We start from the raw sequence: 12,779 nt of genomic DNA on the forward strand, positions 1-12,779 counted from the left end.
CGCGACCTGATCGTGGTGCGCAACTGCGTGATGCTGCTGGCGGCCATGGTGGTCATCGTGAACTTCGTGGTCGACGTGCTGTATGCCGTGATCGACCCGCGCATCAAGGCCAGCGACATATGAACGCGATCACAGCTCCGAGCGCTGCTGCGCTCAAGGTCCCCGGCTTCTGGCGCCGCGCATTGCATCACCGCAGCTTCGTGCTGGGCGGCGCGCTGACGCTGCTCCTGCTGCTTGCCGCTGCCGTTTCGCTGGTCTGGACACCCTGGTCGCCCTACGACATGGACATGGCCAACAAGCTGAAGCCGCCGACTGGCGCGCACTGGCTGGGCACCGACACCTACGGGCGCGATGTGGCCTCGCTGCTGCTGGTCGGCGCGCGTGCATCAATTCTCGTGGGCGTGATCGCGGTCGGCATCGGCCTCGTGGTCGGCACCGCGCTGGGCCTGCTGGCGGCGGCGAAGCGCGGCTGGGTCGAGGAAGCCATCATGCGGCTCACCGACTTCTCGCTCGCCTTCCCTGCGATCCTCTCCGCCATCATGATGACGGCGGTGTTCGGCGCGGGCATCGTCAACGCGATCATCGCGATCGGCATCTACAACATCCCGACCTTCGCGCGCATCACGCGCGCTTCTGCCAACGCGATCTGGTCGCGCGAGTACGTCGCCGCCGCACGCGCCTGCGGCAAGGGCCCGTTCGCGATCACGATGCAGCACGTGCTGCCCAACATCTCGGCCGTGCTGATCGTGCAGATCACGATCCGCTTCGCCATCGCCATCCTGGCCGAAGCCGCTCTCTCCTACCTGGGCCTGGGCACGCAGCCGCCGCAACCCTCGTGGGGCCGCATGCTCAGCGAGGCGCAGACGATGATGTTCCAGTCGCCCCTGCTCGCGGTGTTCCCCGGCATGGCCATCGCACTCGCGGTGCTGGGCCTGAACCTGCTCGGCGACGGCTTGCGCGACCTGCTCGATCCGCGACTGGCACGCGCAAGGTAAGCAAGATGCCCCTGCTCGAAGTCAAAGACCTGCACATCGAACTGCAGACGCAGCGCGGCCCCGCCGAGGCTGTGCGCGGCATCGGCTTCACGCTGGAGCGCGGCGAAACGCTGGGCATCGTTGGTGAATCGGGCTGCGGCAAGTCGATCACCGTGATGTCGCTGATGGGCCTGCTGCCCTCGACCGCGAAGGTCACGGGCAGCATCCGTTTCGACGACACCGAGCTCATCGGCCGCGACGAGAAAGCCATGTGCCAGATCCGAGGCAACCGCATCGGCATGATCTTCCAGGAGCCGATGGCGGCGCTGAACCCGGTGCACACCATCGCGCGCCAGGTCGGTGAACCGCTGCGGCTGCACCGCGGTCTCTCGAAGGCCGACGCTCGCAAGGAAGTGCTCGCGCTGCTCGACCGCGTGGGCATTCCCGATGCAGCCTCGCGCCTCGACGCCTATCCGCACCAGTTCTCCGGCGGCCAGCGCCAGCGCATCGGCATCGCGATGGCGCTCGCCTGCGGGCCCGACCTGCTGATTGCCGACGAACCGACGACGGCGCTCGACGTCACCATCCAGAAGCAGATCCTCGAACTGATCCAGAGCCTCGTGGCCGAGCGCGGCATGGCGCTGATCCTGATCTCGCACGACCTCGGCGTGATCGCGCAGACGGTCTCGAAGATGCTGGTGATGTACGGCGGCAGCGTGGTCGAGAGTGGCCCGACGGAGGCGGTGTTCGCGCGCCGCGCCCATCCCTACACGCAGGGCCTGTTTGCCGCACGCCCCGCCATCGGGGCACCGCGCGGCCTGCGGCTGGCCACCATCAAGGGCAGCGTGCCCGAGCTGGTCGACCTGCCGAAGGGCTGCCCCTTCGCGGGCCGGTGCAGCTACACCGTCGAGGCCTGCAAGACCACCCGGCCGCCAGCCACGATGCTGCCGCAGGATCACGCGGTGCGTTGCATCCGGCTCGAAGAGATCGCCACGGAAGGGGCCATCGCACCATGAGCACGGCCACCACTCCACCGCTGCTGCAGGTCACCGATCTCGTACGCCACTACGCGCTGCCGCGCGAAAAGCTCTTCGGCCCGCCACCCACCGTGAAGGCGCTCAACGGCGTGAGCTTCGAAGTGCAGGCCGGCAAGAGCGTGGGCATCGTCGGTGAATCGGGCTCGGGCAAGTCGACCATCGCTCGCCTCGTGATGGCGCTCGACACGCCCACCTCGGGCAGCGTGCGCCTCGAAGGTCGCGATCTGCATGCGCTGCCCAAGGCCGAGCTGCGCACCGCGCGGCGCGATTTCCAGATGGTGTTCCAGGACCCCTACGGCTCGCTCGACCCACGCCAGACCGTGGCGCGCATCGTCGCCGAACCGCTCGAAGCGCTGGCCGAAACCAGCCGCGCCGTGCAGCGCGAACGCGCTTCCGAAGCATTGGCAGCGGTCGGCCTGCGCACCACCGACATGGACAAGTACCCGCACGAGTTCTCGGGTGGACAGCGCCAGCGCATCGCCATCGCACGCGCCCTCATCACGCGCCCCAAGCTCATCGTCGCCGACGAGCCGGTGAGTGCGCTCGACGTATCCGTGCAGGCCCAGGTGCTCAACCTCATGCAGGACCTGCAGCAGCAGTTCGGCATCAGCTACCTGCTCATCAGCCACGACCTCGCGGTGGTCAACCACCTGTGTGACGAGGTCTGTGTGGTGTGGAAAGGCAAGATCGTCGAGCAGGGTCCGCCCGCCGAGCTCTTCCATCACGCCCAGCACGAGTACACGCGCACGCTGCTCGATGCAGTGCCGCGCACGCCCACGGGCGGCACGCTGCTGCCGGCCTGACACCGAAGCGTCGCCCGCAGTCTCTAGGATGAGTGGGTCATAAGCATCTGGTTGCGCTGGCGCCCTGCTCTCGCGGATGATGCTTGCCCCCTGTTCCGAGGACACCGCTTCATGCTCAAACGACGCACCCTGCTCGCCACCGGCGCCGCAGCCCTGACACCGCTGGCCCTGCCGACCATCGCGCTGGCGCAGAGAAAAAAAGATTCGCTGGTGCTCGGCCTCACGCTGGAGCCTACGGGCCTCGACCCCACGGCCAAGGCCGGCGCCGAGATCGCCGAGGTGGTGCTCTACACCGTCTTCGAAACCCTCACCAAGATCAACTCCGACGGCAGCGTCACGCCGCTGCTGGCCGACAGCTGGGAGGTGTCGCCCGACCTGAAGACCGTCACCTTCAAGCTCAAGCGTGGCGTGAAGTTCCAGAACGGCGAACCCTTCAACGCGCAGAGCGTCAAGTTCTCGTTCGACCGCGCGGCCGCGGCCAACAGCACCAACAAGGACAAGCGCACCTTCACCAACATCGCGACGCAGGCGGTCGACGAGCACACGGTGGTGCTCATCACGAAGGAGATCGAGCCCGACCTGCTGTTCCTGCTGGGTCAGGCCTCGGCAATCCAGGTCGAGCCCAAGACCGTAGAGACCAACGCCACCAAGCCGGTCGGCACCGGGCCCTACAGGCTCGACAGCTGGTCCAAGGGCTCGGGCATCGTGCTCGCCAAGTGGGACGGCTGGCGCAATGCCGACACGGTGCAGATCCGCAAGGCCAGCTTCCGCTTCATATCCGAGCCGGCCGCGCAGACCACCGCGCTGCTCTCGGGCGACATCGACCTGTTTCCGCATGCCTCGGTGTCGCGCAGCCTGCCGCAGTTCCAGAACGACAAGCGCTTCCAGGTGGTGTTCAACGCCTCGCGCGGCAAGACCATCCTGGCCATCAACAACAAGCGCAAGCCGCTGGACGACGTGCGCGTGCGCCGCGCGATTTCCGCGGCCATCGACCGCAAGGCGGTGATCGAAGCCGCCGTCGACGGCCGGGGCGTGCCCATCGGCAGCCACTACGTGCCGGGCGCGCCGGGATACATCGACACCACCGGCATCAACCCCTACAACGTCGAGAAGGCCAGGCAGCTGCTGGCCGAAGCCGGCGTGAAGACGCCGCTCGAACTCGAGCTCGTGCTGCCGCCCCCGCCCTATGCACGCCAGGGCGGCGAGCTGATCGCCGCGCAGCTCGCCAAGGTGGGCATCGTCGCGAAGATCCAGAACGTCGAATGGGCGCAATGGATCAGCGGCACCTACGGCAACAAGAACTACGACCTCTCGCTGATCCTGCACGTCGAGCCCTTCGACCTGGTGAACTACACCAAGCCCGAGTACTACTGGGGCTACCAGTCGGCCAGGTTCAACGAGGTCTTCGACAAGGCGCGCAACGCCGCGCGCACCTCCGACCGCCTGCGCTACCTGGGCGACGCGCAGCGGCTGCTGGCGGAAGACGCGGCCAACGTCTTCCTGTACCAGCCGCAGTTCATTACCGTGGCGGCGCGCAACCTGCGCGGGCTGTGGAAGGACACGCCGATCTTCGTGAACGACATCGCGGCCCTGTCCTGGGGCTGACCCGGCTCTATCGCCTACGGGAACGTCCCGAGGAAAAACCGCCCCGCGGGCCGCGCACCGGCTCGCCCCCTGCGAGAGAATGACCGGCTGCGCACGTGGCATCTTTCGTGCTGCGTGTCGTGTCTTTCGCGGCGTCGCGCCTCCCTTCGGGGCATGGCGCACGCCGGAGCAGTCGTCATTCGAACCTGGCTTGTTGTCTATCCGGAGATCACACGTATGTTGAACCGTCGCACCCTTCTCACCACCGCTGGCGCCACCGTTGCGCTGGCCACCCCGCTCGCCGGCATGGCGCAGGGCCGGAAGGACGCCATCGTGATCGGCATGGCGCTCGAACCGCCGGGGCTCGACCCGACCACCGGCGCCGCCGCCGCCATCGCCGAGGTGGTGCACTACAACATCCTCGAGACGCTCACCAAGATCAATGCCGACGGCAGCGTCACGCCGCTGCTGGCCGAGAGCTGGGAAATCTCGCCCGACCTGAAGACCTACACCTTCAAGCTGCGGCGCGGCGTGAAGTACCAGAACGGCGAGCCCTTCAACGCGGCCACCGTGAAGTTCTCGTTCGACCGCGCAGGCGGCGAGAAGAGCACCAACAAGGACAAGCGCACCTTCGCCAACCTCGCGACCCAGGTGGTGGACGACTACACCGTCGTCATCATCAACAAGGAGATCGACCCCGACCTGCCCTTCGTGCTGGGCCAGGCCACGGCCGTGATCGTCGAGCCCAAGAGCGCCGATGGCAACGCCACCAAGCCGGTCGGCACCGGCCCCTACAAGCTCGACAGCTGGGCCAAGGGCTCGTCGATCACGCTGAGCAAGTGGGAAGGCTTTCGCAGCCCCGCCACCGCGAAGATCAGCAAGGTCACGTTCCGCTTCATCTCCGACACCGCTGCGCAGGCCGCTGCCATGCTCTCGGGCGACGTCGACGTGTTTGCGCGCATCGGCACGCGCGTGGTGCCGCAGTTCAAGGCGAACCCGCAGTTCCAGGTGATCCTGGCGGGCTCGCGCGCCAAGACGATTCTCTCGATCAACAACAAGAAGAAGCCACTCGACGACGTGCGCGTGCGCCGTGCCATTCTTGCCGCCATCGACCGCAAGGCCGTGATCGAAGGCGCGGCCGACGGCTTCGGCGTGCCCATCGGCAGCCACTACGTGCCGGGTGCTGCGGGCTATGTCGACACCACCGGCATCAACCCCTTCGACATCGAGAAGGCCAAGAAGCTGCTGGCCGAAGCCGGCGTGAAGACGCCGCTCGAACTCACCATGACGCTGCCGCCGCCGCCGTATGCCCGCCAGGGCGGCGAGGTGATCGTGGCCCAGCTCGCCAAGATCGGCATCGTCGTGAAGGTGCAGAACGTGGAATGGGCCCAATGGCTCAGCGGCACCTACGGCAACAAGGACTACGACCTGTCGATCGTCTCGCACGTGGAGCCCTTCGACCTCGGCAACTACGCCAAGTCGGACTACTACTGGGGCTACCAGTCGAAGGCCTTCAACACGCTGTTCGACAAGATCAAGTCCACGGCCAGCGCCACCGAGCGCAACAAGCTGCTCGGCGACGCGCAGAAACTGCTGGCCACCGACGCTGCCAACGGTTTCCTGTACCAGCCGCAGTTCCCGACCGTCGCAAAGAAGAACGTCAAGGGCATCTGGAAGGACAACCCGATCTTCGTGAACGACCTGTCGGCGCTGTCGTGGGGTTGAACGACCTGTCCGCACAGGAGCTTGCCGCGGCCTACCGCGACCGCAAGCTCTCGCCGGTGGAGGTCACGCAGGCCGTGATCGCGCAGATCGAGCGCTGGGAGCCGCACCTGCAGGCCACCTGGCTCTTCAGGCCCGAGGCCGCGCTCGAGCAGGCGCGCGCTTCGGAAGCGCGCTGGCAGCGCGGCGATGCACTCGGCCCGCTCGACGGCGTGCCGGCCACCATCAAGGAAAACATCGCGACGCGCGGTGATCCGATGCCGGCCGGCACCGCCGCCGTCGACCTGAAGCCCGCGGCTGCCGATGCGCCACCGGCCGCACGCTTGAAAGAAGCGGGCGCGGTGATCGTGAGCAAGACGACGATGCCGGACTACGGCATGTTGTCTTCGGGCCTGTCGAGCTTTCACACGCTGGCGCGCAATCCGTGGGACCTGCGCCTGACGCCGGGCGGCTCCAGTGCGGGTGCAGGTGCTGCGGCCGCCGCCGGCTATGGCCCGCTGCATCTGGGCACCGACATCGGCGGCTCGCTGCGCTTGCCCGCGAGCTGGTGCGGCATCTTCACGCTCAAGCCGAGCCTGGGGCGCATCCCCATCGATCCGCCGTACATGGGCCGTGCCGCAGGGCCGATGACGCGTACCGTTGGCGACGCGGCTCTGCTGATGCAGGCGCTGTCGAAGCCCGATGCGCGCGACAGCATGAACCTGCCGCCGCAGGACATCGACTGGGCCGGCTTCGACGTATCACCCGACCATCTGCGCGGCTTGCGCATCGGCCTGCTGCTCGACGCGGGCTGCGGACTGGCCGTGGAACCTGAAATCCAGGCAGCGGTCGAACACGCGGCACGCCTGCTGGAGAAGGCCGGTGCCATCATCGAACCGATGCAGCCTTTCATGTCGCAGGCAATGCTCGACGGCATGGACCATCTGTGGCGCATGCGCTCGCTGGTGGACATGAAGGGCCTGCGAGCCGACCAGCGCTCGAAGGTGCTGCCCTACATCCGTGAATGGGCCGAGAGCGCGGCGGAGTTCAGCGGCGAGCACGTGTTCCGCAGCTTCAGCCAGTTCCATGCGACGCGCGTGGCGGCGATGAGCGCCTGCGCGCGCTTCGACTACGTGATCTCGCCGGTGTCGCCGAACATGCCCGCAGCGGCGGAGGCGCCTTCGCCCACGAACGATCCCTTGAGGCCGCTGGAGCACATCGGGTTCACTGTGCCGTTCAACATGTCGGAGCAGCCGGCGGCGTCGGTCAACTGCGGGTACTCGGCGGGTGGATTGCCGATTGGTCTTCAGATTGCGGGGCAGCGCTTCGACGATCTCGGAGTGCTGCGCGTTTCGCGTGCGTTCGAGCAGATTCGGGAGCCTCAGCGGCCCTGGCCCGTTGCGCCTTGACTCTGGTGTTGTTCGGGGAGCGATCACGCCGACGGGAGACATTCGCGGAGGGGAGTACCCGGTGCCATTCGCGCGCACCCCGGAGAACAGCAAGCTCAAGTCGCCGCATACCTCCCAGGCTTGTGGTTGATCCAGAGAAAGAGCCCCATCACCACAGCGGCCAGCACCGACCACCCCACACGCTGCGGCGGAATCACGAACAACGCGAGCAATACAACCGTGCAATCGATCCCGATCTGCACCTTGCCAGCCGGCCACCCGCGCTTTTCCTGCAGGTACAGCGTCAACACCGTCGCACCACCCAGGCTCGCGCGGTGGCGGGCGAGGAACAGACAGCCAGTGCCCAGCAGCAAGCCACCGAGCACGGCCGCAAAAGCCGGGTGCAGTGAATCGATCGACAGGTAGCGCGGCGCCCAGTCGGTCATCAGCGAGAGCAACGCAATGGCCGAGAAAGTCTTGATCGTGAACGCCCGCCCCATATGGCGCCATGCGAACCAGTAGAACGGCAGGTTGACCAGGAAGAACAGCTTTCCAAAGCTCACGCCAGTTGCGTAGTGCAACAGAAACGCGACGCCGGCCGTGCCGCCCGTGAGCAAGCCCGCCTGGCCGAACAGCATCATGGCAATGGCAACGAACAAGGTGCCCGAAAAGATCGCCTGCGCGTCATCGAAACGGGAATGGCGCAGCCATTCCGGTGGGGTTGTGGGAGGTGGCGCATCCATGGCAGACGTGACGCAAATCCCGCGCCACCCCGGGCCGGACTCACACCAGATGGGTAGCCAGCAGCTCCCGGGCCCGGGTCACGAACGCCGTTTCTCCCCTGCGACCGGGCAAGAACTCGAAGGCGACACGCGGCAGCGCCGGCAGCCCGTGGGGGGTGGCCAGCCGCGCCACGCCATCGCTGATGGCCGATTCGTTGAGGCAGGCCACGCCCAGCCCGGCGGCCAGCGCCGATTGCAGCCCCGCCACGCCCGAGGCCACGTGCGCCAGCGCGTAGGGCACCCGCCGGCGCCGCAGCAGCGCCACGGTGAACTGGTGCAGCGAACAGGTGTCCGGCAAGGCCAGCAGCCGCACCGGCTCGCCACGCACGAGCCGCATGCCCGCCGCGCCCAGCCACACCAGCGATTCGCGCCGGATCACCGACGCCCGGGGTTGCGCGGCGGAAACGCCGGCGATGTTCATCGCCACTCCCACATCGAAATCTCCCCGCGCATATGCAGCGCGCAGATCGTCGCTCTTCAGGATGGTGACGTGCAGCCGCACTTGCGGATAACTCTCGCCGAGCCGCCCCAGCAGGCGCGTCAGGTCCCCGGGCCGGAAGTAGTCGGTGACGGCGAGGCGCAGCTCGCCCTGCAGCGTCTCGCCATGCAGGTCACGAAACGCCTCGTCGCTCAGCGACAGGATGCGCCGCGCATAGCCCAGCAGCCGCACGCCCGCCTCGGTGGGTGAAACGCCCGCCTTGCTGCGGGTGAGCAGCGACTGCCCGGCCCGCTCTTCCAGCTTGCGGATCTGCTCGCTGACCGACGACTGCGAAAGAAAGACGCGCGGCGCGGCGGCCGTCAGGCTGCCTGCGTCGACGACCGCCGCCAGCGTGCGCAGCTGCTCCAGATCAAAGCCTTGCATGACTCACCCATCCGTTAATCCGATGGAATCCATCATATCTTCCCGCTTTTCCGATTGATAGGGAGTTCCCACAATCACCCCATCGACCACTCATTCACCCAGGAGTCCACCATGCCCCACATCGTCGTCCACCTCTCCGGCCAACCCGACGCCGCCCTCACCCGCAAGACCGTCGACACGGTCGCCGAGCTCACCCAGAGCGTGCTCGGCAAGCAATTGCCGGTGATCGCCATCACTGTGCAGTACATCGCCGCCGACGCCTGGTTCATAGGCGGCCAGACGCTGGCCTCGCTGGGCAAGTCGGCCTTCCACCTCGACATCAGCATCACCGACGAGACCAACACCAAGGCCGAGAAGGCGCGCTACCTGCGCGAGGTGCACGCGGCCATGGCGAAGATCCGGCCGGACTTGCACGAGGTGTCTTACATCCACGTGATCGACGCGCGCGGCGCGGCCTACGGCTACGGCGGCAAGACGCAGGAGTACCGCCACCAGCAGGCCGGCGTCTGAGTCGTTGAAGCATCTCCGGGGGCATGGCACCATGCCGCCATGCCCTCCGGAAAACCGCTCGCCGACAGCCTCGGCAACCCGCTCACCCTCGACGACCCCACCAGCCTGCCGCTGGTCGACGACTTCGTCATGGGGTTCATCTCGACAGAGGCTCGCGCCGTCAACCTGATCGCCGTGGCCGGCACCGATGCGAGCCCCATCGTGCAGGCCTACTGCGCCACGCTGCACCTGTTCGCCGAATCGCGCGAGGCCGTGGCCAACGCCCGGCCATTTCTCGACAAGGCCCGCGCCGGCGCCGCACGCGCGACGCCGCGCGAGCAGCGCTACATCGCGGCCGTCGAGGCCTGGGCCGAGGGCGACATCGCCCGCGCGATCGCACTGCATGCCGAGCAGGCCCGCGAACATCCGCGCGACCTGGTGTCGGTCAAGCTCGGCCAGTACCACTGCTTCAACACCGGCGACTGCCCCGGCATGCTCAAGCTCGCGCTGGCGGTGCTGCCGCACGCGGCCGACGTGCCCTACGTGCACGGCATGGCGGCCTTCGGCTACGAGCAGTGCCACCTGATGCGCGAGGCCGAGGCGAGCGCACGCCGCGCCATCGCCATGTGCCGCAAGGAGCCGTGGGCGCACCATGCGCTGGCGCACGTGATGCTCACCGAGGGCCGGCTCGCCGAAGGGCTGGCGTTCATGCAGAGCGTGAGCGACACCTGGACCGGCCTCAACTCGTTCATGGTCACGCACAACTGGTGGCACATGGCGCTGTTCCTCATCGACCTGGGTCGCGATGCCGAAGCGCTCGCGGTGTACGACGAGCGTGCCTGGGGCGTGGTGAAGGACTACTCGCAGGACCAGATCGGCGCCGTCTCGCTGCTCGCACGGCTGGAGCTCGCGGGCATCGACGTGGGCAGGCGCTGGGAGGACGTGGCCGGCTACCTGCGGCAGCGCCAGGCCGACCACGTGCTGCCCTTTCTCGACCTGCAGTACCTCTACGGCCTGGCGCGCGCCGGGCACCCCGAGGCGGAGGTTCTGCTGTGCAACATAGTGGCCTTCGCGCCGAACGCGCCGGCATCGACGCGCGCGGCATGGCAGCGCGTGTGCGTGCCGGCCGCGCATGGACTGGTGGCGCATGCGCGCGGCGATCTCGCGGCAGCCATCGAAGGGCTCGGCACTGCCCTGCCGCGCATGATCGAGATCGGCGGCAGCCACGCGCAGCGCGACCTGTTCGAGCAGGTGTATCTCGATGCGCTGGTGCGCAGCGGCACGGAGGCTTCGCTGTCCGCTGCCCAGGGCATCCTCCAGCAACAGCTCAATGGCCAGCCCGAGTCGCTGCGCCTGCGCCGGCAGACGGCGGCGGTGTACGAGCGCCTCGGCCTCGGGCAGCTTGCGACGCACGCCTGAGCGCATCTGCGAGCACCGCCCGGCAGCCCATGCCTTCAGGTCATGGGGCATGGTGCAAAAGGAATTGGCGATGACCCGGAGGCGGCTCCTAAACTGGCCGCTCCCTATCGACAAGAAGCCTTCAAGGCCCCATCGCCCATGCGCAAGTCTCTCGTCACGCTGGCCGTTCTCTCGGCCCTCGCACCCTTCGCACCCACCCTGCATGCCGCCGAGGGAACGCCCGTCGCGCTCGACCTGCTGCTGCGCGGCGGCACCGTCTACACGGGCGACTCCGACACGCCGGTGGTGGGCGATGTCGGCATCGCGGGCGACCGCATCGTGTTCGCGGGCAAGGCGGCGCCAGCGCAGTTCACGGCAAGGCGCGTCATCGACGCCACGGGCATGGTGGTGGCGCCGGGCTTCATCGACGCCCACACGCATGCGGATGCCGACCTGCACTCGAACGATCCGAAGAAGCGGCTGAACATCCCGTTCATCACGCAGGGCGTGACCACCGCGGTAATCGGCAACGACGGCTTCGGCGGCTTCGACATCGCGGCGCAGGCGCAGAAGCTGCGTGCCGCGCCGGTGGGCACCAACGTGGCCATGTACGTGGGCTTCGGCCCGGTGCGCATGAGCGAGCTGGGCGAAGCCAACCGGGCACCGACGCCCGAGCAGCTCGAGGCGATGAAAAAGCGCGTGAGCCAGGGCATGTGCGAAGGCGCGCTTGGCCTTTCGACCGGGCTCTTCTACACGCCGCAGAACTTCTCGAAAACCGAGGAGGTCATCGAGCTCGCGAAGGTGGCGGCGCGGCACGGCGGGCTGTACGACAGCCACATCCGCGACGAGTCCATGTACAACATCGGCCTCAAGGGCTCCATCGACGAGGCGATCCGCATCGGCCACGAGGCGAAGCTGCCGGTGCATGTGGCGCACATCAAGGCGCTGGGCGTCGACGTGCAGGGCCAGAGCGGCGACATCATCAAGCGCATCGAGAAGGAACGCGCGGGCGGGCTGGACATCACGGCCGACCACTATCCGTGGACCGCGTCGAGCACGCGCTTCTCGGCCGCGCTGCTGCCGCCCTGGGCCAACGAGGGCGGCCGTGCGGCGACGCTGCAGCGCTTCGACGACGCCTCGCAGCAGGAGCGCCTGCGCAAGGACATGCGCGAGAACCTGCGGCTGCGCGGCGGCCCCGAGGCCATCCTGTTCTCGGCCGGCAGCACGAAGTACGTGGGCAAGACGCTGGCCGACGTGGCCAAGGCATCGAACGCCGATCCGGTGGAAGCCGCCATCGCGGTGCTGCGCGACGGCGACCTGATGATCGCCTCGTTCAACCAGAGCGACGACGACGTGCGCGCCTTCATGAAGCGACCGTGGGTCATGACCTCGTCCGACTCGTCGCTGGGCCATCCGCGCGCCTACGGCACCTTCGCGCGCAAGTACGACCAGTACGTGGTGAAGGAGCACACGATCTCGCTGGCGCAGTTCATCCGCAGCAGCTCGTCACTCACGGCCGACACGCTGGGGCTGAAGCAGCGCGGGCACCTGCGCCCGGGCTACTACGCCGACGTGGTGGTGTTCGATCCGGCGCGCTATGCGGCGAAAGCCACCTACACGCAGCCGACGCTGCTGTCGGAAGGCGTGAGCACGGTGCTGGTGAACGGGCAGCTCGCCGTCGACGGCGGCAAGCCCACGGGCGTTGGCGCCGGCCAGCCGCTGCTGCGCACGCCGAAGGCGGGCAGCTGCGGCTGAGGCCGA

At 67.7% G+C, this 12,779-nt stretch carries 11 protein-coding genes and 1 pseudogene; 10 read left to right on the forward strand and 2 right to left on the reverse strand.

Annotated elements, in window-relative coordinates; genetic code table 11:
• The 7 genes and pseudogenes from BMW87_RS34795 to BMW87_RS25145 all read left to right on the forward strand — a co-directional run.
• Window positions 1–123: pseudogene (locus BMW87_RS34795) on the forward strand (ABC transporter permease); the annotation flags it as partial.
• The gene (locus BMW87_RS25120) at window positions 120–995 is read left to right on the forward strand and encodes an ABC transporter permease (RefSeq protein ID WP_093079464.1); all 876 of its coding nucleotides are present in this window, start codon (window positions 120–122) and stop codon (window positions 993–995) included. The pseudogene BMW87_RS34795 and the gene BMW87_RS25120, both read left to right, overlap by 4 nt.
• Window positions 996–1,000: 5 nt before the next feature.
• On the forward strand, window positions 1,001–1,990 hold the full coding sequence (locus BMW87_RS25125) for an ABC transporter ATP-binding protein (RefSeq protein ID WP_093079466.1): 990 nt from the start codon (window positions 1,001–1,003) through the stop codon (window positions 1,988–1,990).
• Window positions 1,987–2,814 carry an ATP-binding cassette domain-containing protein gene (locus tag BMW87_RS25130; RefSeq protein ID WP_093059882.1) on the forward strand — a complete coding sequence of 276 codons (828 nt, stop codon included), beginning with the start codon at window positions 1,987–1,989 and terminating at the stop codon, window positions 2,812–2,814. The genes BMW87_RS25125 and BMW87_RS25130 overlap by 4 nt, the downstream gene beginning before the upstream one ends.
• Before the next feature lie 111 nt (window positions 2,815–2,925).
• Window positions 2,926–4,419, forward strand: coding sequence for an ABC transporter substrate-binding protein (locus BMW87_RS25135; protein WP_093059884.1), 1,494 nt, complete (start codon window positions 2,926–2,928; stop codon window positions 4,417–4,419).
• 216 nt (window positions 4,420–4,635) lie between these two features.
• Window positions 4,636–6,123 carry an ABC transporter substrate-binding protein gene (locus tag BMW87_RS25140; RefSeq protein WP_093079469.1) on the forward strand — a complete coding sequence of 496 codons (1,488 nt, stop codon included), beginning with the start codon at window positions 4,636–4,638 and terminating at the stop codon, window positions 6,121–6,123.
• Window positions 6,114–7,508, forward strand: coding sequence for an amidase (locus tag BMW87_RS25145; protein ID WP_093079471.1), 1,395 nt, complete (start codon window positions 6,114–6,116; stop codon window positions 7,506–7,508). The genes BMW87_RS25140 and BMW87_RS25145 overlap by 10 nt, the downstream gene beginning before the upstream one ends.
• Window positions 7,509–7,603: 95 nt before the next feature.
• Here the strand turns inward: BMW87_RS25145 and BMW87_RS25150 are convergent, their stop codons facing one another.
• Both BMW87_RS25150 and BMW87_RS25155 read right to left on the reverse strand, forming a co-directional pair.
• Window positions 7,604–8,230, reverse strand: a complete 627-nt coding sequence (locus tag BMW87_RS25150) for a YitT family protein (RefSeq protein ID WP_093059890.1) — start codon at window positions 8,228–8,230, stop codon at window positions 7,604–7,606.
• Window positions 8,231–8,270: 40 nt separating this feature from the next.
• A complete protein-coding gene (locus tag BMW87_RS25155) occupies window positions 8,271–9,131 on the reverse strand; it encodes a LysR family transcriptional regulator (RefSeq protein WP_093059892.1) in 861 nt (286 codons plus the stop codon).
• 111 nt (window positions 9,132–9,242) lie between these two features.
• Between BMW87_RS25155 and BMW87_RS25160 the strand changes: the two genes are divergently transcribed.
• The 3 genes from BMW87_RS25160 (at window position 9,243) to BMW87_RS25170 (ending at window position 12,773) form a co-directional block, all read left to right on the forward strand.
• Window positions 9,243–9,641, forward strand: a complete 399-nt coding sequence (locus BMW87_RS25160; RefSeq protein ID WP_093059894.1) for a tautomerase family protein — start codon at window positions 9,243–9,245, stop codon at window positions 9,639–9,641.
• A 39-nt stretch (window positions 9,642–9,680) separates the two neighbouring features.
• On the forward strand, window positions 9,681–11,039 hold the full coding sequence (locus tag BMW87_RS25165) for a tetratricopeptide repeat protein (RefSeq protein WP_093079474.1): 1,359 nt from the start codon (window positions 9,681–9,683) through the stop codon (window positions 11,037–11,039).
• Window positions 11,040–11,177: 138 nt separating this feature from the next.
• Window positions 11,178–12,773: an N-acyl-D-amino-acid deacylase family protein gene (locus BMW87_RS25170; protein WP_093079476.1), complete on the forward strand. Its 1,596-nt coding sequence runs from the start codon at window positions 11,178–11,180 to the stop codon at window positions 12,771–12,773.
• The last annotated feature ends 6 nt before the right edge of the window (window positions 12,774–12,779 follow it).

It is taken from the genome of Variovorax sp. OV084, assembly GCF_900111625.1.
In the GTDB taxonomy this organism is placed as follows: domain Bacteria; phylum Pseudomonadota; class Gammaproteobacteria; order Burkholderiales; family Burkholderiaceae_C; genus Variovorax.

Coding starts and splice junctions, on each gene's coding strand:
- BMW87_RS25120 (WP_093079464.1), top strand. CDS start 120: ATGAACGCGATCACAGCTCCGAGCGCTGCTGCGCTCAAGGTCCCCGGC.
- BMW87_RS25125 (WP_093079466.1), top strand. CDS start 1,001: ATGCCCCTGCTCGAAGTCAAAGACCTGCACATCGAACTGCAGACGCAG.
- BMW87_RS25130 (WP_093059882.1), top strand. CDS start 1,987: ATGAGCACGGCCACCACTCCACCGCTGCTGCAGGTCACCGATCTCGTA.
- BMW87_RS25135 (WP_093059884.1), top strand. CDS start 2,926: ATGCTCAAACGACGCACCCTGCTCGCCACCGGCGCCGCAGCCCTGACA.
- BMW87_RS25140 (WP_093079469.1), top strand. CDS start 4,636: ATGTTGAACCGTCGCACCCTTCTCACCACCGCTGGCGCCACCGTTGCG.
- BMW87_RS25150 (WP_093059890.1), bottom strand. CDS start 8,230: ATGGATGCGCCACCTCCCACAACCCCACCGGAATGGCTGCGCCATTCC.
- BMW87_RS25155 (WP_093059892.1), bottom strand. CDS start 9,131: ATGCAAGGCTTTGATCTGGAGCAGCTGCGCACGCTGGCGGCGGTCGTC.
- BMW87_RS25160 (WP_093059894.1), top strand. CDS start 9,243: ATGCCCCACATCGTCGTCCACCTCTCCGGCCAACCCGACGCCGCCCTC.
- BMW87_RS25165 (WP_093079474.1), top strand. CDS start 9,681: ATGCCCTCCGGAAAACCGCTCGCCGACAGCCTCGGCAACCCGCTCACC.
- BMW87_RS25170 (WP_093079476.1), top strand. CDS start 11,178: ATGCGCAAGTCTCTCGTCACGCTGGCCGTTCTCTCGGCCCTCGCACCC.